This is a genomic window from Rhizobium sp. P44RR-XXIV (assembly GCF_001999485.2).
GTDB lineage: Bacteria > Pseudomonadota > Alphaproteobacteria > Rhizobiales > Rhizobiaceae > Rhizobium.
In genome coordinates this window covers 1,765,165-1,787,482 of record NZ_MPVZ02000028.1, presented here as the reverse complement: position 1 = coordinate 1,787,482, position 22,318 = coordinate 1,765,165, and the positions used below count along the sequence as shown (strand labels likewise).

23 protein-coding genes and 1 pseudogene are annotated in these 22,318 nt (G+C 59.9%); 11 read left to right on the top strand and 13 right to left on the bottom strand.

Annotation, left to right across the window (positions count from 1 at the left end; all coding sequences use genetic code 11):
- Positions 1-5: 5 nt before the first annotated feature.
- From BSK43_RS25955 to BSK43_RS25945, 3 genes are read right to left on the bottom strand one after another with little or no spacing between them, the layout of a single operon-like run.
- Positions 6-563: a biotin transporter BioY gene (locus tag BSK43_RS25955; protein ID WP_077471299.1), complete on the bottom strand. Its 558-nt coding sequence runs from the start codon at positions 561-563 to the stop codon at positions 6-8.
- A gap of 28 nt (positions 564-591) precedes the next feature.
- Positions 592-1,194 carry a CbiQ family ECF transporter T component gene (locus BSK43_RS25950; protein ID WP_077471298.1) on the bottom strand — a complete coding sequence of 201 codons (603 nt, stop codon included), beginning with the start codon at positions 1,192-1,194 and terminating at the stop codon, positions 592-594.
- Positions 1,194-1,871 carry an ABC transporter ATP-binding protein gene (locus BSK43_RS25945; protein ID WP_077471297.1) on the bottom strand — a complete coding sequence of 226 codons (678 nt, stop codon included), beginning with the start codon at positions 1,869-1,871 and terminating at the stop codon, positions 1,194-1,196. Before BSK43_RS25945 ends, BSK43_RS25950 begins: the two co-directional genes overlap by 1 nt.
- Positions 1,872-1,976: 105 nt before the next feature.
- Between BSK43_RS25945 and BSK43_RS25940 the strand changes: the two genes are divergently transcribed.
- Both BSK43_RS25940 and BSK43_RS25935 read left to right on the top strand, forming a co-directional pair.
- Positions 1,977-3,167, top strand: coding sequence for a winged helix-turn-helix domain-containing protein (locus BSK43_RS25940; RefSeq protein WP_077471335.1), 1,191 nt, complete (start codon positions 1,977-1,979; stop codon positions 3,165-3,167).
- A gap of 162 nt (positions 3,168-3,329) precedes the next feature.
- On the top strand, positions 3,330-3,875 hold the full coding sequence (locus tag BSK43_RS25935; protein WP_077471296.1) for a GNAT family protein: 546 nt from the start codon (positions 3,330-3,332) through the stop codon (positions 3,873-3,875).
- 77 nt (positions 3,876-3,952) lie between these two features.
- Here BSK43_RS25935 and BSK43_RS25930 read toward each other — a convergent pair whose 3' ends face one another.
- Positions 3,953-4,414: an Lrp/AsnC family transcriptional regulator gene (locus BSK43_RS25930; RefSeq protein ID WP_246662673.1), complete on the bottom strand. Its 462-nt coding sequence runs from the start codon at positions 4,412-4,414 to the stop codon at positions 3,953-3,955.
- A 137-nt stretch (positions 4,415-4,551) separates the two neighbouring features.
- On the opposite strand from BSK43_RS25930, the gene BSK43_RS25925 reads away from it, so the two are divergent.
- Positions 4,552-5,796 carry an argininosuccinate synthase gene (locus BSK43_RS25925; protein ID WP_077471294.1) on the top strand — a complete coding sequence of 415 codons (1,245 nt, stop codon included), beginning with the start codon at positions 4,552-4,554 and terminating at the stop codon, positions 5,794-5,796.
- A 176-nt stretch (positions 5,797-5,972) separates the two neighbouring features.
- Here BSK43_RS25925 and ribB read toward each other — a convergent pair whose 3' ends face one another.
- Together ribB and aroC are read right to left on the bottom strand one after the other, a co-directional pair.
- The gene (gene ribB / locus BSK43_RS25920; RefSeq protein ID WP_077471293.1) at positions 5,973-7,076 is read right to left on the bottom strand and encodes a 3,4-dihydroxy-2-butanone-4-phosphate synthase; all 1,104 of its coding nucleotides are present in this window, start codon (positions 7,074-7,076) and stop codon (positions 5,973-5,975) included.
- Positions 7,077-7,086: 10 nt separating this feature from the next.
- Positions 7,087-8,184: a chorismate synthase gene (gene aroC, locus BSK43_RS25915; RefSeq protein WP_077471292.1), complete on the bottom strand. Its 1,098-nt coding sequence runs from the start codon at positions 8,182-8,184 to the stop codon at positions 7,087-7,089.
- Positions 8,185-8,556: 372 nt separating this feature from the next.
- On the opposite strand from aroC, the gene BSK43_RS25910 reads away from it, so the two are divergent.
- On the top strand, positions 8,557-8,817 hold the full coding sequence (locus BSK43_RS25910) for a DUF1344 domain-containing protein (protein ID WP_068384882.1): 261 nt from the start codon (positions 8,557-8,559) through the stop codon (positions 8,815-8,817).
- A gap of 111 nt (positions 8,818-8,928) precedes the next feature.
- Here the strand turns inward: BSK43_RS25910 and BSK43_RS25905 are convergent, their stop codons facing one another.
- The 4 genes from BSK43_RS25905 to BSK43_RS25890 form a co-directional block, all read right to left on the bottom strand.
- Complete coding sequence (locus tag BSK43_RS25905; protein ID WP_077471291.1) at positions 8,929-9,525, bottom strand: histidine phosphatase family protein; 597 nt, start codon at positions 9,523-9,525, stop codon at positions 8,929-8,931.
- A gap of 18 nt (positions 9,526-9,543) precedes the next feature.
- A complete protein-coding gene (fabI, locus tag BSK43_RS25900; protein ID WP_068384885.1) occupies positions 9,544-10,362 on the bottom strand; it encodes an enoyl-ACP reductase FabI in 819 nt (272 codons plus the stop codon).
- 122 nt (positions 10,363-10,484) lie between these two features.
- Positions 10,485-11,645, bottom strand: a complete 1,161-nt coding sequence (locus BSK43_RS25895; protein WP_136687274.1) for a DnaJ domain-containing protein — start codon at positions 11,643-11,645, stop codon at positions 10,485-10,487.
- A gap of 305 nt (positions 11,646-11,950) precedes the next feature.
- Entirely contained in the window at positions 11,951-12,355 is a 405-nt protein-coding gene (locus BSK43_RS25890; RefSeq protein WP_246662694.1) for an RT0821/Lpp0805 family surface protein, read from the bottom strand.
- Between the two features lie 118 nt (positions 12,356-12,473).
- On the opposite strand from BSK43_RS25890, the gene pdxH reads away from it, so the two are divergent.
- A complete protein-coding gene (gene pdxH / locus BSK43_RS25885) occupies positions 12,474-13,094 on the top strand; it encodes a pyridoxamine 5'-phosphate oxidase (RefSeq protein WP_077471289.1) in 621 nt (206 codons plus the stop codon).
- A gap of 22 nt (positions 13,095-13,116) precedes the next feature.
- On the opposite strand, the gene BSK43_RS25880 is transcribed toward pdxH, so the two are convergent.
- Entirely contained in the window at positions 13,117-14,175 is a 1,059-nt protein-coding gene (locus BSK43_RS25880; RefSeq protein ID WP_077471288.1) for a polysaccharide deacetylase family protein, read from the bottom strand.
- A gap of 230 nt (positions 14,176-14,405) precedes the next feature.
- On the opposite strand from BSK43_RS25880, the gene BSK43_RS25875 reads away from it, so the two are divergent.
- Together BSK43_RS25875 and BSK43_RS25870 are read left to right on the top strand one after the other, a co-directional pair.
- Positions 14,406-15,695 carry a D-alanyl-D-alanine carboxypeptidase family protein gene (locus tag BSK43_RS25875; protein WP_077471287.1) on the top strand — a complete coding sequence of 430 codons (1,290 nt, stop codon included), beginning with the start codon at positions 14,406-14,408 and terminating at the stop codon, positions 15,693-15,695.
- Positions 15,696-15,803: 108 nt separating this feature from the next.
- Complete coding sequence (locus BSK43_RS25870) at positions 15,804-16,109, top strand: pyrophosphatase (RefSeq protein WP_077471334.1); 306 nt, start codon at positions 15,804-15,806, stop codon at positions 16,107-16,109.
- 13 nt (positions 16,110-16,122) lie between these two features.
- Here BSK43_RS25870 and tldD read toward each other — a convergent pair whose 3' ends face one another.
- Together tldD and BSK43_RS25860 are read right to left on the bottom strand one after the other, a co-directional pair.
- Complete coding sequence (gene tldD / locus BSK43_RS25865; protein ID WP_077471286.1) at positions 16,123-17,538, bottom strand: metalloprotease TldD; 1,416 nt, start codon at positions 17,536-17,538, stop codon at positions 16,123-16,125.
- A 63-nt stretch (positions 17,539-17,601) separates the two neighbouring features.
- A pseudogene (locus BSK43_RS25860) lies at positions 17,602-18,221 on the bottom strand (invasion associated locus B family protein).
- Between the two features lie 339 nt (positions 18,222-18,560).
- Here BSK43_RS25860 and coxB point away from each other — a divergent pair.
- The 4 genes from coxB to BSK43_RS25840 are packed head-to-tail and all read left to right on the top strand — an operon-like array spanning position 18,561 to position 22,313.
- The gene (gene coxB, locus BSK43_RS25855; protein WP_077471285.1) at positions 18,561-19,451 is read left to right on the top strand and encodes a cytochrome c oxidase subunit II; all 891 of its coding nucleotides are present in this window, start codon (positions 18,561-18,563) and stop codon (positions 19,449-19,451) included.
- Positions 19,452-19,463: 12 nt separating this feature from the next.
- A complete protein-coding gene (ctaD, locus tag BSK43_RS25850; protein ID WP_077471284.1) occupies positions 19,464-21,158 on the top strand; it encodes a cytochrome c oxidase subunit I in 1,695 nt (564 codons plus the stop codon).
- Between the two features lie 58 nt (positions 21,159-21,216).
- On the top strand, positions 21,217-22,176 hold the full coding sequence (locus BSK43_RS25845) for a heme o synthase (RefSeq protein WP_077471283.1): 960 nt from the start codon (positions 21,217-21,219) through the stop codon (positions 22,174-22,176).
- Complete coding sequence (locus BSK43_RS25840; protein ID WP_169055456.1) at positions 22,173-22,313, top strand: hypothetical protein; 141 nt, start codon at positions 22,173-22,175, stop codon at positions 22,311-22,313. Before BSK43_RS25845 ends, BSK43_RS25840 begins: the two co-directional genes overlap by 4 nt.
- The last annotated feature ends 5 nt before the right edge of the window (positions 22,314-22,318 follow it).

Here is a 22,318-nt window from a genome sequence, read left to right as displayed (position 1 = left end):
CGCGGTTAGCTCCGCTGCGGCAGAAGCGGATAGCCGGCCATGACAGCGCGTCCCACCAATGCTGCGACGACAGCCTTGATGACATCGCCCGGCACAAAGCTCAGGGAACCGATAAAGGCCTTCTCGAAGCCGATATTGATGCTCAGCCAGGCAATGCCGAAGGCATAGAGCACGATAACACCGCCTGCCACTGCGGCGAGGAAGAAGCCAACGCCCTGGACGAGGCTGCTTTGCTCGGCCTTGACCAGCCTCTCCGAGAGATAGCCGGTGACAAAGGCCGCGAAGATCCAGCCGATGAAGAAGCCAGCGGTCGGACCTGCAAGAACGGCAAGGCCACCGCGGCCACCTGACAGAACCGGCAGGCCGATGAGCACCAACAGGACGACGATCAGCACCGCGATCGTGCCGCGCTTGGCACCGAGCACGACGCCGGCCAGCATGATGCCGAGCGATTGCGCGGTGATCGGCACAAGGATGATGCCGATCGGGATTGGCGGCAGCAGGCCGAGCGCCACGATGATGGCGGCAAAAAGCGCCGAGAGGACGAGGTCGCGGGTGATCATGGCGGCTCCTTCGCAAACAGATTGTTGTTCAATGCCGACGAATGCCGCGTGCGTCAATCGCAGCTGCGATATTGTCCGCATCGCGCAGAGTCAGGATGATGAGCGGAGCGAGCGTCGTTGCCATGCGTATCTTGATGCCGCGAGCCTGATGCGCATCGCGGATGGCGCGATAACGGTCGAGAATCTCGGGCACGAAGCGGATGACGAGGCCGATCGCGAGCCCGATATCGGCTGCCCTGAGCAGGCCGATTTTTTCGAGCGGCATCGCAAGCGTCGTGATCTCGTCCATGAAGTCGGTCATCGATGTCGTCGCCGTCACCGCAGCCGCAAACAGCGCAAGCGCGGTCAGCCGCAGCGCCACGACGATGGCGGCATGCAGCGGGCTCAGGAGTGCGGTAAAGAGCGCCAGCATGGCGATGGAGATGAGGATCGGCCGCAGTCGCCTCAACGCCTCCCGTAGCGGCAGGCCGGTCCGGAAGTAGAAGGCGGCGCCGATGAGGTTCGCGAGCGCGAGGGCTGCGACGGCATCGAGGAGAAACAGCAGGATGCCGAGCGCTGCGAGTGTAGTGAGTTTCACCCGCGGCGACAGCCGATGGAGCCAGGTGTCAACGTCTACATGCAGCGTTTGCATCAGCCTGCCATCTCCCTGTATCGAGCGATGGCGTCCGCCGCCGGAGCATCGGCCACCAGCCGGCCCTGGTCGAACAGCAGCACGCGATCGAAATCCTCCAGCAATGGCAGGTCGTGGCTGATGACGATGACACTTTCCGGCAGGCTCGCAATGGTCCCTCGCACCAGCGCGCGGTTCTTGAGGTCGAGCTGGTTGGTCGGCTCATCAAGGATCAGAATATCCGGGCCGGTGACCAGCACCGAGCAGAGGGCGGCCATCTGCAGCTCGCCGCCTGAAAGCTCATGCGCGCGCCGCGCACCGAGATGGCTGACGCCGAACCGCTGGAGAATACCGTCGACCGCCGTCTCGATCTGTGTCTTGTCATAGCCACGCGCCTTGAGCCCGAAAGCGATGTCGTCACGCACGATCGGTAGGATGATCTGGTTCTGCGGCGACTGGAAGATATAGCCGACCCTGCCGAGTACCTTGGCCGCATCGGTGATCGTATCCAGCCCATCGACGACGACACGGCCGGCCGTCGGCTTGGCGAGCCCGTTGATCAACCGCGCGAATGTCGTCTTGCCCGAGCCGTTGAGGCCGATGACCCCGATCCGCTTCTCCTGGAGCGTCAGGCTCAGCGGGAAGAGGGCGGTGCGTGCGCCATAGTCTACGCCGGCATTGTCGAAGCGGATATCCAAGCGGCTGCCCTGTTTCCTGATGGTATCGCGGTCCTATAGCGCATCGCGGTCATTTATCAAATGAGGTGGTTTGAAAGCATGGGAATTTATGCCTATGATCCCTCCATGACAAATCTGCTTTCGAATCGGGATGCCCGCCGCGTTTTCCTTGCCAAGCAGGGGCTCGCCAATCCACCGAACCGCGCCTTGACCAAGGCGAGACTGCTGCAACTCATCCATGATATCGGCTTTGTGCAGGTGGATAGCATCGGCACCGTCGAGCGTGCGCATCATCAGATCCTGTTCTCACGCAACCAGACCTATCGGCGCGAGCATCTGACGGAACTCCTCGAAAAGGACGGCGCGCTATTCGAGCACTGGACGCATGATGCCTCCATCGTGCCGAGTGCCTTCTTCGTCTACTGGAAACACCGGTTCCGCCGCGAGGAATTGGCTCTGGTGGAGCGCTGGCGAAAGTGGCGTGGCGAGGGGTTCGAATCCGCCTTCGAGGAAACCTACGAGCGCGTGTTGAAGAACGGCGCGATCATGGCGCGCGAAGTCAAGGCGGAGAATCATGTCTCCGGCGGCTGGTGGAACTGGCATCCGAACAAGACGGCGCTCGAATATTTCTGGCGTACCGGCAAATTCGCCATCGCCGGCCGCACCAATTTCCAGAAGGTCTATGATCTCGTCGAGCGCGTGCTGCCCAATCATTTCCATGAGCCCGAGGTCGAGCATGACGAGTTCGTCGATTGGGCTTGCCGTGGTGCGCTTCAGCGCCTGGGCTTTGCCACCTCGGGCGAAATCGCTGCCTTCTGGGACCTTGTGACGCCGCAGGAGGCCAAGAGCTGGGTCGAGACGCACCGGGACGAACTGACCGATGTGCTCATCGAGCCGGCTGCGGGCGACAAGCCGCGCCCCTCTTTCGCATTCACCGATTTCCAGACGACGCTCGACAGCTATCCGGAGGCGCCGGCGCGCATCCGCGTCCTCAGCCCCTTCGATCCGACGCTGCGCGACCGCAACCGCACCGAACGCCTCTTCGGCTTCTTTTACCGCATCGAAATTTTCGTGCCCGAGCCCAAGCGCGAATACGGCTACTATGTCTTTCCGCTGCTGGAAGGCGACCGGCTGATCGGTCGAATCGACATGAAGGCCGACCGCAAGGCTGGCACGCTTGACGTCAAGCGCTTGTGGCTGGAACAGGGTGTCAAACCCTCCGCCGGCCGACTGGAGAGGCTGGAAGCGGAACTGGAGCGTGTCGCCCGCTTTACCGGCGTTGAGAAGGTGGTGTTTCTCGAGGGCTGGCGTGGTTAATCACCTCCCCCTTGAGGGGGGAGGTCGCGCGGAATGCGCGGGTGGGGGTGACAATTGTTTGGCTCTGCAGGTGGCGGCGATCACCTCACCCCGGAGCTTCGCTCCGACCCTCCCCCTCAAGGGGAGGGTTAAGAAGAGACGCCTGTAAAAAGGGAGGGTTCATTGCCATCGCCAATTCTTGAAGGCCGCAATGTCAGGCTGCGCCCGCCAAGTGCCGCCGATGCCGAAGTGCGTGCCGCTCTCGGCAATCATGCCGAGATAGCGGAGATGTACGGCGTAAACAAAGAGGACGTGAAGCCGATCACCCGGGAAGGCGCGACTGCATGGGTGCAATGGCTCACCAATCATCCGCATGCGTGGGTCATCGAAATCAATGGCGTCTTCGCCGGTGAGATCAGATTGGACAACGTCAATAGCCAGGACAGGCGCGCGACGATGGCGCTCGGTATCAATAACCCCGCTTTGCTTGGCAAAGGCTTCGGCACCGAAGCCATCACGCTGCTGCTGAACCATGCCTTCGGCGATATGGGACTGCATCGCATCGGAATACGCGTGCTCGCCTATAACAAGCGTGCCATCCGCGCCTATGAAAAATGCGGGTTTGTGGTCGAAGGGCGGGAACGGGAGACGGCCTATGTCAACGGCAGCTGGCACGACGACATCATGATGGGCCTGCTGGACCACGAATTTTCGGCGAAAGGGCTTTGAAGCCTCAGCAAAGGCAAGCTCCAACTGCGATCAGCCCAAAAGGCCGGAATGGCACAAAATTGGATATGAACGCCTCCTTACCTCACCGGTAATTCGAAGCTGTGCTTGAGCGTCTCCATCGGCACGTCAGTCTTGACGTTCAGCACGCTGGGGATGCGTGTCAGATAGTCGGCCTGGAAACGCCAATAGCTGTGCAGATCGGCGGTGACGATCCGCAGGATCGCATCGCATTCCCCTGTCGTCAGGTAGCATTCGATCACCTCCGGAAATCTACGGATCGCCTCGCCGAACTGCACCGTTATCTCGGCATCCTGCGTCTTGAACCAGACACGGGCAAAAACCGTGAGGCCGGCGCCGACCTTCGCCGGATCAAGCAAGGCAACGTAACGGTCTATGACCCCAGCCTCCTCCAGCAATCGTACCCTGCGTAGGCAGGGCGATGGCGATAAACCGACTTCCTTGGCCAGCTCCACATTGGAGACGCGCCCATTTCGCTGGAGTACGCGCAAGATACGGCGGTCGATGTCGTCCAAACTCATTGGCGTTATCTGCCTCATGGATCATTAATTTTGGCATTTTATGCCAAATACTGATCTCTTTTTGCTTTCTTCGCAAGGTCGTTGCGCACAGCTTGGCCTAACATTCCATCCGTTCAACACGAGATGGAAACTTACTCATGCCGAAAAAGCTCAATAAAATCGTGCTCTCCTATTCGGGCGGCCTGGACACATCGATCATCCTGAAATGGCTGCAGGAGACCTATCAGTGCGAAGTTGTCACCTTTACTGCCGATCTGGGGCAGGGAGAGGAGTTGGAACCCGCGCGCAAGAAGGCCGAAATGCTGGGGATCAAAGATATCCGGATCGTGGATGTCCGCGAAGAATTCGTGCGAGACTTTGTTTTCCCGATGTTTCGCGCCAATACGCTTTATGAGGGCCAGTATCTCCTCGGCACATCGATCGCTCGTCCGCTGATCGCCAAGCATCTTGTCGGCATTGCCCGGGACGTCGGCGCAGACGCCATTGCGCACGGGGCAACCGGCAAGGGCAACGACCAGGTCCGCTTCGAATTGACCGCCAATGCCCTCGATCCCTCGATCAAGATCATCGCTCCCTGGCGCGAATGGGACATTCAGTCCCGGACCCAGCTCATCAGCTATGCCGAAAAGCATCAGATCCCTGTTCCCAAGGACAAACACGGCGAAGCGCCCTTCTCAGTCGACGCAAATTTGCTGCATACGTCCACCGAAGGCAAAGTGCTCGAGGATCCCGCCGATATCGCGCCTGATTATATCTACCAGCGAACCGTCGATCCCCTACATGCGCCCGACATGCCCGAGATCATTACGATCGGCTTCGAAAGGGGTGACGCGGTATCTGTGAATGGCGAAAAACTATCTCCGGCGGCACTTCTGACCGCGCTCAACGAATTGGGTGGCAAGCATGGAATCGGGCGGCTCGATCTGGTCGAAAACCGCTTTGTCGGCATGAAGTCGCGCGGAGTCTATGAAACACCCGGCGGCACGATCCTGCTCGCTGCCCATCGCGGGATCGAGTCAATCACGCTCGACCGTGCAGCCGCTCACCTGAAAGACGAGATCATGCCGCGCTATGCGGAGCTGATCTATAACGGCTTCTGGTACTCACCCGAGCGGGAGATGCTGCAGGCCCTGATCGATACGAGCCAGACCTACGTGACCGGCGAGGTGACGGTTCGGCTCTACAAGGGCTCGGCCAGTGTCATCGCGCGCAGCTCTCCCCACTCGCTGTATTCGACGGAACTGGTGACCTTCGAGGAAGGCACGGGCGTCTACGATCACCACGATGCAGAGGGCTTTATCAAGCTCAATGGGCTGCGCCTCAAGACGTGGGCGGCTCGTAACAGGCAATCGGATAAGTCCGGCTCGCTGCAAAGCTTTTAAGCATAGCGGAGAAGCTTGGCCCTGGTGGATGGCTGCATCAATCACCTCCCCCTTGAGGGGGGAGGTCGCCGCGAAGCGGCGGGTGGGGGTGGCAATTGTTTGGCTCCGGTGGTCGCCGTGATCACCCCACCCCGAAGCTTCGCTCCGACCCTCCCCCTCAAGGGGAGGGTGAAGAATCAGCAAATCTCGGTCTTGGCGATCTTGATGCCGAAGCCTTCGAGGCCGACATAGTGGCGCTCGCGGCTGGTGAGCAGCTTGATGGAGCTGACGCCGAGATCCTTGAGGATCTGCGCGCCGAGACCGATTTCCAGCCACTCGCTATCGCGCGCCTGCGCCTCGCTATGGCTCTCGCGTTCGGCCTGGCGTGCCTTGCGGCCATTGTCGAAATGGCCGACGCCGACGGAGCCTTCGCGCAGATAGACGATGATGCCACGGCCTTCTTCGGCAATCTTCTTCATGTAGAAATCGACGGGCCGGCGCTTGCCGAAAATATCCTCGGCGACGTTTTCCGGATGCAGGCGCACCGGAATGTCGATGCCATCACGGATGTCGCCGAAAACGACGGCGAGATGCTGCATCGTGTCCCAGGGCAGGGAGTAGGTGTGCGCGCGAGCCTTGCCGAACGCCGTATCGATATCGAAGCTGGTGCCGAGTTCGATCAGCGTTTCCTTGCGCTGGCGATAGGCGATGAGATCGGCGACCGAGACCATCTTCAGCCCGTGCTGCTCGGCGAAACCGGCAACCTGCGGGCCGCGCATCACCGTGCCGTCGTCATTGACGAGTTCGCTGATGACGCCGATCGGCGGCAGGTCGGCGAGCTTGCAGAGATCGACTGCGGCTTCGGTATGGCCCGAGCGCATCAGTACGCCGCCTTCGCGGGAAACCAGTGGGAAGATATGGCCCGGGCGAACGAAGTCCGTGGGGCCAACATTCGGATTGGCGAGATTGCGCACCGTCAGCGTGCGGTCGTCGGCGGAAATGCCCGTTGTCGTGCCGTGCTTGAAGTCGACGGAGACAGTGAAAGCGGTCGTATGGGCGGAATCATTTTCTGCCACCATGGCATTGAGGTTAAGCCGCTTGGCTTCCTCGCGCGGCATGGGCGTGCAGACGATGCCGGAGGTGTGGCGAACGATGAAGGCCATCTTCTCGGGCGTGCAGTGAACGGCGGCAACGATCAGGTCGCCTTCGTTTTCGCGGTCATTGTCATCCATGACGACGACGATCTCGCCGGCCTCGAAGGCCCTGATAGCATCGACAACACGCTTCTGATCGTAAGGCATCTCGGAATTCCTATCTCTGCTGGCCCGTCTGGCCGCGATCCCTCAGATAATGGTCGGCAATGGCGCAGGCAACCATTGCTTCACCGATCGGTACGGCGCGAATGCCGACGCATGGATCATGGCGGCCCTTGGTGCGCAGGTCGACATTGTTGCCGTCGGCATCGATCGACTGGCGTTCCGTCAGGATCGACGAGGTCGGCTTGATGGCGAAGCGGGCAACGACAGGCTCGCCCGTGGAAATACCGCCCAGAATGCCGCCGGCATGGTTGGAGAGGAAAATGCGCTTGCCGTCATTGCCCATACGCATCTCGTCGGCATTTTCCTCGCCGGTCAGCTCGGCCGACGCGAAGCCTTCGCCGATCTCGACGCCCTTGACGGCGTTGATCGACATCAAAAGCGAGGCGATATCCTGATCGAGCTTGCCGTAGATCGGTGCGCCGAGACCCTCAGGCACGCCTTCGGCCACGACTTCGACCACGGCACCGATCGAGGAACCAGCCTTGCGGATGCCGTCGAGATATTCTTCCCATACGGGCACGATTGCCGGATCGGGCGCGAAGAAGGGGTTCTGGTCCACTTGCGCCCAATCCCAGTTGGCGCGGTTGATCTTGTGCTTGCCGATCTGCACCAGCGCCCCGCGGATGGTTACGCCAGGCACGACGAGGCGGGCGATGCCGCCGGCGGCGACACGTGCGGCCGTCTCGCGGGCAGACGAACGTCCGCCGCCGCGATAGTCGCGAATTCCGTATTTGACGTCATAGGTATAGTCGGCATGGCCGGGGCGGTAGCGGCGGGCGATCTCGCCGTAGTCCTTCGAGCGCTGGTCGGTATTCTCGATCAGCATCGAGATCGGCGTCCCCGTCGAGATCATCGTCTCGCCGTCCTCGTCCATCATCACGCCCGACAGTACCTTGACGAGATCATCCTCGCGCCGCTGCGTCACGAAGCGTGACTGTCCAGGCTTGCGTTTGTCGAGCCAGACCTGAAGCTCCTCAAGCTTGAAACGAAGACCGGGAGGGCAGCCGTCGACGACGCAGCCGAGCGCCGGCCCGTGGCTTTCGCCCCAGGTGGTGACGCGGAAAAGATGACCGAATGTATTATGCGACATGGAAAACGACCGGATTGATGCGGCCTGCCGGCAGACCGCGTTTAGTCTCTTGCGATTGCGGCACACTCATAGAGCATGATGCCGAAAAGTGTAAGCGGTTTTCGGGTGACATCATGCGCTGCCTATTTGATCCCACAGCCGGATGCCGGCAAGGCAAAATCTTTCTTTCGGTGGTCGCTGAAACGGCACTCAGGCATTTTTTCTTGCGCCCATCGGCATGGTAAACAAAGATTAATCCGAATTGTGGATTGTGACGGCGCATTCACCAATTGGGCGAGCAAGGTCACTATTGGGGGCAACTTCCGCCATATTCGACGTGTTTTCTGCACCGCATAAGAAATCACAATCAAATTGACCTGAAGGGTAACGACGATGCGCTTTTTTGTAGCGACGCTTTTGGCCACGGCCAGCCTGCTTGCTCCCGTCGCAGCTTTTGCCGAAAGTGCTGACGTCGAGTCCACGATCAAGAAGGTCGACACGAAGAATTTCAGCATCACGCTGGATGACGGCAAGAACTATCAGGTGCCCGAGGATTTCGACTTCAACGGCCTGAAGGCTGGCGTCAAGGTCGTCGTCTTCTACACGGAAGTCGATGGCAAGCGCGTCGTCAACGATCTCGACATCGTCCAGTAAGCATCAATAGAGCCGCCCGGCCGGGGCGGCTTGTGAATGCGTCAGTGCTGCGCTGATGTGTGCCCTATGCAGATCCGGACAGACGCTGCTGCCAGCTTTTCCGGAATTGCCCTAGATCCAGCCGATGATCTTCATCTGCGGATCGACCTTCAGGATCTGATCCTGATGGATCGGAATTTCCGCCGCTTCTTCCTTCGCGACATCGCCGACCAGCCGGAACAATGTCCGGATAACGCCGCCATGCGTGACGCAGACGGTTGGCCGCTCGACCGACGTCAGCCAGGAGCCGACGCGCCAGGAGAGGATTTCATAGCTTTCAGCATCGTCGCCGGGCGGGATGAAGTCCCATTTGCCGGCCTTGCGCTCGGCAAGCCGCTCGGGTTCGGTTGCCTTCAAATCCTTGAGCGTGAAGCCTTCCCAGGCACCGAAGGAGACCTCTACCAGTCGTTCATCGGTAGCATAGTCCTTCGGCGGCAGACCCATGGCCGTCCGCGCGATTTCCATGGTCTCGCGCGTTCGCCGCAAGGGGCTTGCGACGAAATCGAACGGGCGGTTTTCGAATGCGAGGATTTCGGCCAGATCGACGCCGTTCTGCCGTGCTTGCTCGCGGCCGATGGCGTTGAGATCGATATCCTTCTGCCCCTGCAGACGGCGCTCGGCATTCCAGTCTGTCTGACCGTGACGTATCACATAAAGGATTGGCGACACGGTCAGCTTTCCTGTTGATCAGTCCTTCTGGACGGAAATGTCGGGCGCATCCACGGACTTCATGCCGATGGTGTGGTAACCGGAATCGACATGGTGGATTTCGCCTGTCACGGCCGTCGACAAGTCGGACAGAAGATAGAGGGCGGAGTTGCCGACTTCGTCGATCGTGACAGTCCGCTTCAGCGGTGCGTTGTATTCGTTCCACTTCAGGATATAGCGGAAATCGCCGATACCGGAAGCGGCGAGCGTCTTGATCGGGCCTGCCGAAATCGCGTTGACGCGAATGCCGCGGCTGCCGAGGTCGACGGCGAGATAGCGAACGCTTGCTTCCAGAGCAGCCTTTGCAACGCCCATGACGTTGTAGTGCGGCATGACCTTTTCCGCACCGTAATAGGTGAGGGTGATCATCGAGCCGCCGTCATTCATGATTCGCTCGGCGCGCTGTGCAACCGCCGTGAAGGAATAGACGGAGATGTCCATCGTCTTCGTGAAGTTGTCGCGGCTGGTGTCGAGGTAACGGCCGGTCAGCTCGTCCTTGTCGGAAAAGGCGATGGCGTGCACGACGAAATCGATCTTGCCCCATTTCGCTTCAAGTGCATCGATGACCGCGTCGATCGTTGCCGGCTCGGTCACGTCGCAATGGCCAGCCATGAACGCGCCGAGTTCCTGGGCGAGTGGCTCGACGCGCTTCTTCAAAGCGTCGCCCTGCCAAGTCAAAGCGATCTCGGCTCCGGCTTCCGAACAGGCCTTGGCAATACCCCACGCTATCGAACGGTTGTTTGCTACGCCGAGGATGACGCCGCGCTTGCCTGTCATGAGGCCAGTGGATTGAGCCATATTCTGCTCCCTTGAACTTTCGAATGATCCTGCCTATGGCATAGGCCGTTCCCCTGTTCAAGCATCGTAAAGATCATCAACTGTTAGGGATCGTAACAAAGGGTGCTGTTGTCACCAAAATTTCACAGGAAAAGCCCTTCGCGCATGCTGCGCATCAAATCCGTAATCTTGTCATCGGGTTTTTCCCACAGCATCAGCCGCAATTCGACAATGAGATCACCTTTCCCGCCATTTCCGTCGGGTAATCCCTCGCCGGGAATGCGGACGATCTGATCCGAACCGGACCAGGCCGGCACGGTAAGCCTGACCGGACCATTTAGTCCCTCGACGGTGGTTTCGCAGCCAAGCACCGCATTTTCGATGGTGACGGGCAATGTCGTGCGGACATCGTGGCCTTCGGGCATGAAGCGGGCATCGGTGGAGAGATGGACGGTGATGGCGACGTCGCCGCGCAACATTCCCGGCAGTTTCAGCCCCTGGCCTTTCAGATGCAGCACCTGGCCGTTGCTGATATCCGTCGTCGCCTGGAAGCGCGCCTCGCGGCCATCGGAGAGAAGAACGGTAATCCAGCGGGCCTTCAGCATGTCGTCAAGCGTCACCGTCGCTTCGGCCGCGACTTCGGGTGTCTTTTCCGGAGGCTTCTCCTGAATGGTGCTGCCGGTGATGCGGCGCACCAGTGAGCTCAGAATGCCGAAACGAGGGCGGGAGCCCGCCGAAGCCGTGCCCGTCGCCAAAAGCTCTTCTTCCGCCTGGGTTTCCTCTGCGGCAGCGGCATTGGGCTCTTGCGCCTTCTCGGCCTGCTGCGCAACCGTTTCGGCTGCAGGCCTGCCCTGTTGCGCGGCAGCGGCTTTCACGCCGAAGATGCGTTCGACCATATCCTCGGGCGACTCGTTCGCCCCGGCCTGTTGGCTTGATGTGGCGGAGGCTGCCGCCTTGCGGGCATTCGCCCGTGCAAGTTCCGCCATAACTTTTTCAGCATTGGCTCGTGCGACCTTGGCGCGTTCGGCCGCCTCACGCATAGCCTGCCGCTGCTGAATGATCGTCTGTTCCTGGCTCTGGCCCTTTGCTCTCGCCATGCCGGCGATCTGGTCGTAGCGGCTGCGCTTTGTCGGGTCCTTCAGCGTCTCATAGGCGCGGCCGATTTCGGCAAAGCGCTCGGTTGCCGTCGGATCGCCCATATTGTGATCGGGATGAGCCGACTTGGCGAGATTGCGCCATGCCGCCTTGATTTCATCGGCTCCCGCATCCTTGCTTACGCCCAAAACCTTGTAAGGATCGCGCATCTTTCCAGCCACCATTCCGGGGGTATCCGGCTCCGCTCGGAGCACCCCAAACAAAAACTCATGAACCACACTTCGCCGCCTTGCAGCCCTGGGAGAGGCAAGGTCGAAATGCGCATGGGCTGATCCTGCCGGACGAGTTGCTAATCAGGCGTTACGTCTGTTGGGGAGAGGCCTGCTCCATTTTCGCGGATGGTTAGCCGATCGCTAACGATGGATGCGAGAAATAGGAATGGGAGGTGCAGCGGATCCTTCCGCGCGTCGCCTGGGATCGCGTCAGCGGTGGGAAAATGGCCGGAAACCGGTGCTCAGCCCGCCTGTTGAAAACTCAGCAATTGCCAGATGCCCTGGCCGACGAGGCAAGTCCTGCCGGAGAAGTTGGCAATGCCTTCATAGGAGTGCCGGGTGGTGCGGAACTGGCGGCAGACCACGCCGGAAGCATTGCTTTCGACGATCGTATCGATGACGCCGGCGCTGCCGGTAGAAGCGTTGGCCCAGGGAATGGTTTGTCCGTTCAGCTTCTGAAGATCGGCTGATGTCACGGCATTGCGCACTGTGGTTTCGTCGGAAATGCTGTCGGTGGTGACAGGGGCCGTCGGCACGGTGCCCGTCGATACGCTGCGATCCACTTTTGCCGAGCTCAGATAGTCCATGCCGCCGCCGACGCAGCCGCCAAGGGTGAAAAGGGAGACAAGGGCGACAGCCGTCGTCACGCCTTTTGCAAGCTTGCGCTTTGTATGAACGGTCGACTTTGCTATGACTTCCACCTGAAGATCTTGGCCAGCCTGAGAGGCCGGCTGTTTCTAGGAATTGCGGAGTATTTAAACTAATATGTCGGAAAACGAGTTAACAAGCGGTGACTTCACCGAACAGAACGAACCCTTCACTCTTTTTGCAGCGTGGCTGCGCGAAGCGGAGACCACAGAGCCGAATGATCCGAATGCGGTTGCCTTGGCAACGGTGGATAAGGATGGATTGCCAAATGTCCGCATGGTCCTTCTGAAGGGTTTCGATAGCGACGGATTCGTATTCTATACGAATTTCGAAAGCCAGAAAGGTAAAGAAATTCTTTCCCAGAAGAAAGCGGCCATGTGCTTCCACTGGAAGTCGCTGCGCCGGCAGGTACGCCTGCGCGGACTGGTTGAAGTGGTGAGCGACAAGGAAGCTGACGAATATTACAAGACCAGGGCTCGTGGCAGCCGCATCGGCGCCTGGGCTTCGAAGCAGTCCCGCCCTCTCGAGGGCCGATTTGCGCTGGAAAAGGCGGTTGCCGAATATACCGCGCGCTATGCCATCGGCGATATTCCGCGGCCTCCCCATTGGTCTGGCTTCCGTATTCGCCCGCTGTCGATCGAATTCTGGCACGATCGCCAGTTTCGCCTGCACGACCGAATCGAATTTCGCCGTGATGTGCCGGAAGGCGCCTGGCAGAAGGTGCGGATGTACCCGTAAGACCAAGGCTGTCTCTGGGGCGCTAGGTGGTTTCCCGGCGTCCCATCAGTCGCGTCGGTATGCCGGAGGCGAGCGCTGAGGCGTAGCGCGCCTTTTGATAATGACCGTTCAGAGATAGTCTCGGCAAGAGGGTTAGGGCATCACTGCTCGCTGCCGTGATCGTTCCAGGTCGCGTGGTGACGCCGACCTGGAAGCCAAGTTCCGCGGCAAGCCTGCCCTCGCGCGTCGAGACCGCTTGGGGCGTGCCATAGGGATAGGCGAATGTGGTCGGCCGCTTGCCGGTGATGCCGGCGATGTAATCGGACGAAAGTGCCATTTCAGCCGCAGCTTCTGCTTCGGGGAGGCGCGCCAAGGCCCGATGGCTGACGGTATGTGCGCCGAGCGAGACGAGCGGATGGCCGGCCAGCGCCTGCAATTCGGCCCGATCCATGATCGATGCGCTGACAATGTCGAGCGGTTCGAGACCATGCCGTCTGGCAAGCTCGTCGATCCGGCCGACGGCATCGCTTTCGTCATTGCCATGAACGAATGCGGCGAAACGCGAAAATGCCGCCTGCTTCTGGCTGGCCTCGCCGAGCGGCAGGAATTCCTCGCCGCCACCGAAATCGAATGTCAGCCGATCCAGCCGATCCAGCAGCTCGGCCAGCGTTTCCCACCACAGGCTATGCGTTCGCTCCGAAAGGCCCTGGGCAATGAAGATCGTGAAGGGTACATCGTGACGGGCAAAGACCGGCAGGGCATGGTCGCGATTGTCGCAGTTGCCGTCGTCAAGCGTGAAGGCGACGAACGGCGGTTTTCCCTTGGCGTTTGCGATGCGCACCGGCAGTGCATCGAGCGAGATGAATTCATAGCCATCCTTGCGCAAGCGCGCGATCGCCTGGTCGAGAAAATCGGGCGAAACCTCAAGATGCGCATTGGGAGCAAAGCGGCGGGGGAGGGCGGGGCGGACATGGTGAAGCGTAAATATGGCGCCCGCGCCGGCGACATTCCGCATCAGGCCGGCGCCTTTGAGAATTGCGGCGGCCTCCAGCCCGCTGGAGATCACGCTACGTTTCAGGCGGGCCTTTATGCCCTGTTCCATACGGATCGATCCGGTTGACGACTGCCAACGCTCTACCGCATGTTGCGTTAAACCTTACTGAATCTTTGTCATAATTTCCAATGCGTTAATAGTTATTTTACCAGGAAGGGCAAAATTAGAGAACTATCGAGGCTGTTGCCTCAATATCGCACCGGTATCAGGTTTTTTTGTCGCAAAGTCGCACAGGGATTGATGCGGTGTGTTGGCATATGTTTCGGTTGGGGACGATTATGAAAAGACTATTGATGGCCCTGTCTGCGGCCGTCTTGCTCGTGAGCACACCTGTGGCGAGCTTCGCCGGCAGCGCCTATTTCATCATGGATGCCAAGACCGGCAAGGTTCTGGCATCGAGCAATGCGGATGATCTCAACCACCCGGCATCGCTGACCAAGATGATGACGCTCTACCTGACCTTCGAAGCGATCCATCGCGGCAAGCTGAGCTGGAACACTCGCATCCCCGTATCGAGCGCCGCCGCTGCCAAGCCCCCGACGAAATTGGGTCTGAAGCCCGGCGGCACGGTCACCGTGCGCGAAGCTGTCGACGGCATGATCATCAAGTCCGCCAATGATGCGGCCGCTGCCATGGGCGAAGCTCTCGGCGGCAGCGAAAGCGGCGTAGCCCGGCTGATGACGCAGAAGGCACGCGAACTCGGCATGCGTCGCACCGTTTTCATGAATGCGTCCGGCCTTCCGAACATGCAGCAGGTCACCACCGCTCGCGATATGTCGACGCTTGCGGTCGCCCTGATCAATAACTATCCCCAGGAATACCGGCTCTTCTCGCAGGCAAGCTTCAATTATCGCGGCCGGCCTGTGCGCGGCCATAACAACCTCATGTACCGCTATCAGGGCATGGACGGCATCAAGACCGGCTACACCAATGCCTCCGGCTTCAACATTGTCAGCGCCGTGCGCGACGGCAACCGTCGTGTCATCGGTGTTGTGATGGGCGGCGCAACCGCGCGCGGCCGTGATGCCCTCATGGCGTCGCTGCTCGATCGCAATGTGCCGAAGGCGAGCTCGGTTTCGACGTCGCGGCTTGTTGCGAGCATCGGCAATATCAGGACGAAGCAGGTCGAAGTGGCATCGGCTTCCGACGATGTCGCCGTGGATATCGACTCACAGACGACGGCCACGACACGCAAGCGCCCAGACGTCGCTCCGGTCGCTCCGCTGGCATATGCCGCCACGTCAAACGTCACCGTGCCGATGGACCGTCCCGTCGCGATGGATGAAATCATGAATGCCGGCAAGCCGGCTGCATCAGGTGGCTGGCAGGTACAGATCGCTGCCACCCCGACCGCGCAGGCTGCCAAGGATCTGCTGTCCGCGGCAAAGTCCAAGGCCGGCAACGCGCTTGCCAATGCTTCGCCCTATACGGAGGCCTTCGGCAAGGGCGGCAACACGGTCTATCGCGCCCGCTTCGTCGGCTTTTCCACCCGTGACGATGCAAGCTCCGCCTGCGCTGCGCTGAAGCGCAAGGACTTCGATTGCATGATGCTGCCGAACAAGGGCTGAGCATATCGAGAATTTGAGAAGTCGAGCCGGCGGAGACACAACTCCGCCGGCTCGACTTTTTGCAGGGAATCGTTCATGAATGCTAAGAACATAAAGGGAACGATATCGATGCTATCCGATCTGATGCAGCAGTTCGAAACGGCCTCGGCCACCTACGCCGCCGAAAACGGCCTGGAGCGTGACGACGATTGGTTCGTCCTCAAGCTTCAGGAGGAAATGGGTGAACTCACGCAGATCTGGAACAGGACGACCGGCCGGGGCCGTCGCAAGGGCATGACTGAGGAGCAACTGGCGACGGCGCTGGCGGATGAGACGGCCGATGTGCTCGGCCATATCCTCCTGTTCGCACAGCGAAACCGTCTAGATCTCGCCGCTGCGATAGAGCGCAAGTGGCGCTTTCGTCCTGCAGATTAAAGGAAGAAGCGGTTTAGGCCTTCGTGCCGCCCACCGTTACCTGATCCATCCTCAGATGCGGCTGGCCGACGCCGACGGGAACCCATTGGCCGGCCTTGCCGCAATTGCCGATGCCGGTATCGAGCTTCATGTCATTGCCGATCATCGACACCCGCTTCATGGCCTCAGGTCCGTTGCCGATCAGCATGGCGCCCTTGATCGGTGCACCGATCTTGCCGTTCTCGATCAGATAGGCCTCGGTGCAGCCGAAGACGAACTTGCCTGACGTGATGTCCACCTGGCCGCCACCGAAGGAAACGGCGTACACGCCCTTCTTCACCGATGCGATGATCTCCTCCGGCGTCTTGTCGCCACCGAGCATGTAGGTGTTGGTCATGCGTGGCATCGGCGTATGGGCATAGCCCTGGCGGCGGCCGTTTCCGGTGGCTTTCATGCCCATCAGGCGGGCATTCTGCCGGTCCTGCATATAGCCGACCAACTTGCCGTTTTCGATCAGCACATTATAGGCCGAAGGCGTGCCTTCATCGTCTACCGTGATTGAGCCGCGGCGGCTTTCGATCGTACCGTCGTCGACAACGGTGACGCCCGGTGCTGCAACCATCTGGCCCAGCAGGCCCGCGAAGGCTGAAGTCTTCTTGCGGTTGAAATCGCCTTCCAGCCCGTGTCCGACGGCCTCGTGCAGCATGACGCCCGGCCAGCCGGAGCCAAGTACGACATCCATCGTGCCGGCGGGAGCATCGATCGCCTCGAGATTGATGAGCGCCTGGCGCAAGGCCTCGTCGGCGCCACGCCGCCAGTCTTCCTGCGTGATGAAATCGCCGAAACCGATGCGTCCACCGGTGCCGAAGGAACCGGATTCCTGTCGGTCACCGTCACCGACGACCACGGAAATGTTGATACGCGTCATCGGCCTGATATCGCGGACGCGATGGCCATCGGCACGAAGAATGTCGACCACCTGCCAGCTTGCGCCGATCGTCGCCGTCACCTGGCGCACCTTGTCGTCCTTGTCGCGCAGATAACGGTCGATCTGCTGGAGCAGCGTCGCCTTTTCCTCGAATGTCGGTGCGCCTATCGGGTTCTCGTCGCTGTAGAGCACTTTGTTCGTGCGCTGCGGCGCGGCTGCATAGGAGCCCGTGTAGCCTGCGGTCACAGCGCGCACGGCATCGGCCGCCCGCTTCAATGCCGCTTCCGACAGATCGCCCGCATGCGCATAGCCCACAGCTTCGCCGGCAACTGCGCGAAGACCGAAACCTTGCTCTGTGTTGAAGCTTCCGCCCTTCATCCGGCCGTTGTCGAATGTCAGCGATTCCGCCTGGACATGCTCGACGAACAGTTCGCCGTCATCGGCACCCGAAAGCGCATCGGCGACGATGCTGCGCAGCTTGACTTCGTCCGTGTCAAAAAGAGTAAGGAGATCGGTATTCATGGGTCAGGTGCTCCGTTCAGAGCCGATGTAGGATTCGCACGGCGCAAGAGCAAGCCCATTCCGTCAGGGAAGGGCGTCGTAGCCCTCGGCAAAGCCCTTCAAGTCCACAGGAATGCCGATGCCTTCTTCCGGCGACTGGAAGACGATGAAGGTGGCGCTGGCGCCGCTGCGCAGCGTCTTCAGCAACTCGTCCTCAAGAACCACCTCGGCGTAGCAGCCATCGGCGAAGCAGCGCACGAAATATGCGCGGCCAATATCCTTGCCGTCGATGTTAAGGCCGAGGCCGTTTGGCAGCAGCACGCCGAGCGGGGCGAGCACGCGCAGGATCTTCGACTTGCGGTCGCAGTCTTCAGCACGACGACGGAAAGGCCGATTTCCGGGCGATCTTCGGCGATGACATTCTGCATCAGCGCGCATTGTTCGCTCGAAGCGCCGGCCGGCTTGTCGCAGACGACGGACCATGCGCCGTGGCTGGAGCGCACCGTACCCGGCGGTTGTGGAACCTGGCTGGTGGGAACCTGCTGCGTATGAGGTTGCGGCTGGCCTTGCTGCTGCGGCTGTAGCTGTTGGGTCTGTTGCGCGGGCTGAGTCTGTTGCGCTTGTTGCGCCCATGCGGGTGCTGCGACCGAAGCAGCGATGCTGCCGGTAACAAGCCAAAGCCGGGCGAGGGAACGAAAACCCATGGAAACCTCTAGATTCGAATCAGTGCCGATATTGTTGAAGCCCAGGCCGGCAAATGAAAAGCCCCGCGTGCTGGATTCCAATCGACTACGGCGGAAATACGACGTGTACTCCATTTTGTCCGGCTGGCGCCATGGACCACGATGCAATTTTTCGTATGATGATGAAATGCTTGCCATGTCCGGCTGGCAAAAGGGGGAATATATCAGCGCAAAAATGCCGCACTAACAAATGGCGGGAGTTGTTGCGGAGTACCCCAAACTGTGGTTTGAAGCGCAATGGAATGTAGGGATACTGCGTTTGAGGTTGATCTGGGATCAAACGCTGGAGGGAGAGACATCGTGATTAAGAGAGCTTACGCGGCTCTGACGGCTCTGATCTGTCTGCTTTTCGCGACAGGCAGCTATGCCGATCAGCCGAGACCTTGGGAAACCGGTATGCAGGAGGCGGCAACCGGCAATATGCATCAAATCCGTTGGTTTGAGGCATACACGCTTTGGTTTGTCATTCCGATCACGCTGCTTGTTCTCGTCCTCCTCCTGGTTGTCATGGTGAAGTTCCGCGCTTCCAAGAACCCGGTGCCATCAAAGACGAGCCACAACACGCTGATCGAAGTCATCTGGACCATCGGTCCGGTTCTGATTCTTCTTTTCCTGGCAATTCCTTCCTTCAACCTCCTCACGGCCCAGCTGACATTCCCGGAGCAGACGGACGTCACCGTCAAGGCAACGGCGACGCAATGGCAGTGGAACTACGAATATGAGGGTAGCGGCGCCACGCCGCTCGCTTTTGATTCGTTCATGCTGAAGGAGCCGGATCGCGCAGCGGCCGGCAAGGAAGACAAGTCCAAATATCCGCGGCTTCTCGCTGTCGATAACGAGATGGTGGTGCCTGTCGGCAAGAATGTCCGCGTTCTCGTTACGGCTGCACCGACTGACGTCATCCATTCCTTCGCCATGCCGTCCTTCGGCGTCAGGATCGACGCCATTCCCGGCCGTCTGAACGAGACCTGGTTCAAGGCTGACCGCGAGGGCCTGTTCTACGGGCAATGTTCCGAGCTTTGCGGCAAGGACCACTCGTTCATGCCGATCGCCATCCGCGTCGTCTCAGAGGATCAGTACAAGCAATGGCTGGCGACGGCTGCGACTGATCTCAACAAGGCGAACAAGTCTCTGATGGCCGCCGTCGACCAACCGGCAGCCGTCAAGGTCGCCGAAAACACGGCGAAGTAAGGGGTAGGAACAATGGCTGGATCCAAGGCACACGACGACCATTCGCACGATCTTCAAGACGCTCACGCGCATGACGATCATCACGCCCACACGCCGAGCTTTGCCAATCGCTGGCTGTTTTCGACGAATCACAAGGACATCGGAACGCTGTATCTGATCTTCGCGATTTTCGCGGGTGTGATCGGCTTCCTTCTGTCCGTTGCCATCCGCATGGAATTGCAGGAGCCCGGCATTCAGATCTTCAGCGGTCTGGCGTCGATGGTTTATGGCTATTCGGGCGATGCTGCCATCGATGGCGGCAAGCAGATGTATAACGTCTTCGTCACCGCCCACGCGCTGATCATGATCTTCTTCATGGTCATGCCGGCGATGATCGGCGGTTTCGCCAACTGGATGGTGCCGATCATGATCGGTGCGCCTGATATGGCGTTCCCGCGTCTGAACAATATTTCCTTCTGGCTCATCGTTCCCGCCTTCCTGCTGCTTATCCTCTCGATGTTCGTCGAAGGCCCTGCAGGTGCCTATGGTGCGGGTGCAGGCTGGACGATGTATGCGCCTTTGTCGGGGATCGCCGGCCATCCAGGCCCTGCGATCGATCTGGTGATCTTCGCGCTGCACCTTGCAGGCGCGTCCTCGATCCTGGGTGCTATCAACTTCATCACGACCATTCTCAACATGCGCGCTCCGGGCATGACGCTGCACAAGATGCCGCTTTTTGCCTGGTCGGTGCTGATCACCGCGTTCCTGCTGCTGCTGTCGCTGCCCGTTCTTGCCGGCGCGATCACCATGCTGCTGACCGACCGCAACTTCGGCACGACCTTCTTCTCGCCGGAAGGCGGCGGCGATCCGCTGCTCTACCAGCACCTGTTCTGGTTCTTCGGTCACCCGGAAGTCTACATCCTGATCCTGCCCGGCTTCGGCATGATCAGCCACATCATCTCCACCTTCTCGCGCAAGCCGATCTTCGGTTACCTCGGCATGGCCTACGCTATGGTGGCGATCGGTGCGGTCGGCTTCGTCGTCTGGGCTCACCACATGTATGTGACGGGCCTCTCGCTCGACACGCAGCGCTACTTCGTGTTCGCCACGATGGTTATCGCGGTGCCGACGGGTGTTAAGATCTTCTCCTGGATCGCGACGATGTGGGGCGGTTCCATCGAGTTCCGCACGCCGATGATCTGGGCGCTGGGCTTCATCTTCCTGTTCACGCTCGGCGGCGTCACCGGCGTCCAGCTCGCCAATGCCGGCCTCGACCGTGAACTGCATGCGACCTACTTCGTGGTGGCACACTTCCACTACGTTCTGTCGCTCGGCGCCGTCTTCGCCATCTTCGCGGCCTGGTACTACTGGTTCCCGAAGATGACCGGCTACATGTACAGCGAGCGCCTCGGCAACTGGCACTTCTGGATCACCTTCATCGGTGTGAACATGGTGTTCTTCCCGCAGCACTTCCTCGGTCGTGCCGGCATGCCGCGCCGCTATATCGACTATCCGGATGCCTATGCGGGATGGAACTTCGTCTCCTCCATCGGCTCCTATGTCGCAGCCGTAGGCCTTTGCTTCTTCTTCTGGGGCGTTATAGATGCTTTCGCCAAGAAGCGCGTTGCAGGCAACAACCCCTGGGGTGAAGGCGCAACCACGCTGGAGTGGCAGCTGACTTCGCCGCCGCCGCACCACCAGTGGGAAGAGCTGCCGCGCATCAAGTAATCTGTTTCCGGACGCCGTGCTGAGCGGCGTCCGGCTTAACTGGTAATTGGAAGAAAGAATGACGGTCATCGACAATCACGAAGCGCTCGCGGAGCAAGGCGATACCGGCCTGTCGGAAGCGAGTGCACGCGATTATTTCGAGCTTCTGAAGCCGCGCGTAATGTCGCTGGTCGTCTTCACCGCCTTTACCGGCCTGGTGGTGGCTCCCGGTCACATCAATCCGGTTCTCGGTTTCATCGCCATTCTCTGCATTGCGGTGGGTGCCGGCGCATCGGGTGCCCTGAACATGTGGTACGACGCCGATATCGACGCAGTGATGAGCCGTACGGCGCGCCGGCCGATACCGTCGGGCCGCATCAATCCATCCGAGGCTCTGGCGTTCGGCCTGGTTCTGTCGGGCTTCTCGGTGGTGATCCTCGGACTTGCCATCAACTGGCTTTCCGCCGGCATTCTCGCCTTCACGATCTTCTTCTACGCCGTCATCTATACGATGTGGCTGAAGCGCTCGACGCCGCAAAACATCGTCATCGGCGGTGCCGCCGGCGCCTTCCCGCCTGTTATCGGCTGGGCTTGCGTCACGGGAAGCGTATCGATCGAGAGCATTGTGCTCTTCCTGATCATCTTTCTCTGGACACCGGCGCATTTCTGGGCGCTGGCCCTGTTCAAGATGCGCGACTATGAGGCCGTCGGAGTTCCGATGCTGCCGAACGTCTCGGGTATCCCAACGACCAAAAACCAGATTGTCGTTTATGCTGTGCTGACCGCGATCGTCGGCGTGGTGCCGGCCTTCATGGGCTTTGCGAGCCTGGGTTACGGCGTGGTTGCCGCAGCCCTTGGTGTGATCTTCGTACACTGTTCCATCGCCGTCTGGCGGATGGCCGATGGCGACGAAAAGATGGTGCCGGCAAAGAAGCTTTTCGCCTATTCCATCTTCTATCTCTTTGCGATCTTCTCCGCGCTGCTTATCGACAGGCTCGTCGCCGTGCTGATGGCAGCTGGCGTTGGAGGCTGGCTATGATCGAGCTTGTCAAATTGACGGAAGCGCAGAAGAAATCGCGGCGAGGGCGTAATATCGCGCTCGGATTGGTGTTGGCCGGCCTGGTGGTCCTGTTTTACGCGATCACCATCATCAAGGTCGGCACCGGACACGTTTGAGGAGG

Excerpts from the sequence above, each read along its gene's own strand:
- BSK43_RS25955 (WP_077471299.1), bottom strand. The coding sequence starts at position 563 with ATGATCACCCGCGACCTCGTCCTCTCGGCGCTTTTTGCCGCCATCATC.
- BSK43_RS25950 (WP_077471298.1), bottom strand. The coding sequence starts at position 1,194 with ATGCAAACGCTGCATGTAGACGTTGACACCTGGCTCCATCGGCTGTCG.
- BSK43_RS25940 (WP_077471335.1), top strand. The coding sequence starts at position 1,977 with ATGACAAATCTGCTTTCGAATCGGGATGCCCGCCGCGTTTTCCTTGCC.
- BSK43_RS25930 (WP_246662673.1), bottom strand. The coding sequence starts at position 4,414 with ATGAGTTTGGACGACATCGACCGCCGTATCTTGCGCGTACTCCAGCGA.
- BSK43_RS25925 (WP_077471294.1), top strand. The coding sequence starts at position 4,552 with ATGCCGAAAAAGCTCAATAAAATCGTGCTCTCCTATTCGGGCGGCCTG.
- ribB (WP_077471293.1), bottom strand. The coding sequence starts at position 7,076 with ATGCCTTACGATCAGAAGCGTGTTGTCGATGCTATCAGGGCCTTCGAG.
- aroC (WP_077471292.1), bottom strand. The coding sequence starts at position 8,184 with ATGTCGCATAATACATTCGGTCATCTTTTCCGCGTCACCACCTGGGGC.
- BSK43_RS25910 (WP_068384882.1), top strand. The coding sequence starts at position 8,557 with ATGCGCTTTTTTGTAGCGACGCTTTTGGCCACGGCCAGCCTGCTTGCT.
- fabI (WP_068384885.1), bottom strand. The coding sequence starts at position 10,362 with ATGGCTCAATCCACTGGCCTCATGACAGGCAAGCGCGGCGTCATCCTC.
- BSK43_RS25895 (WP_136687274.1), bottom strand. The coding sequence starts at position 11,645 with ATGCGCGATCCTTACAAGGTTTTGGGCGTAAGCAAGGATGCGGGAGCC.
- pdxH (WP_077471289.1), top strand. The coding sequence starts at position 12,474 with ATGTCGGAAAACGAGTTAACAAGCGGTGACTTCACCGAACAGAACGAA.
- BSK43_RS25880 (WP_077471288.1), bottom strand. The coding sequence starts at position 14,175 with ATGGAACAGGGCATAAAGGCCCGCCTGAAACGTAGCGTGATCTCCAGC.
- BSK43_RS25875 (WP_077471287.1), top strand. The coding sequence starts at position 14,406 with ATGAAAAGACTATTGATGGCCCTGTCTGCGGCCGTCTTGCTCGTGAGC.
- BSK43_RS25870 (WP_077471334.1), top strand. The coding sequence starts at position 15,804 with ATGCTATCCGATCTGATGCAGCAGTTCGAAACGGCCTCGGCCACCTAC.
- tldD (WP_077471286.1), bottom strand. The coding sequence starts at position 17,538 with ATGAATACCGATCTCCTTACTCTTTTTGACACGGACGAAGTCAAGCTG.
- ctaD (WP_077471284.1), top strand. The coding sequence starts at position 19,464 with ATGGCTGGATCCAAGGCACACGACGACCATTCGCACGATCTTCAAGAC.
- BSK43_RS25845 (WP_077471283.1), top strand. The coding sequence starts at position 21,217 with ATGACGGTCATCGACAATCACGAAGCGCTCGCGGAGCAAGGCGATACC.
- BSK43_RS25840 (WP_169055456.1), top strand. The coding sequence starts at position 22,173 with ATGATCGAGCTTGTCAAATTGACGGAAGCGCAGAAGAAATCGCGGCGA.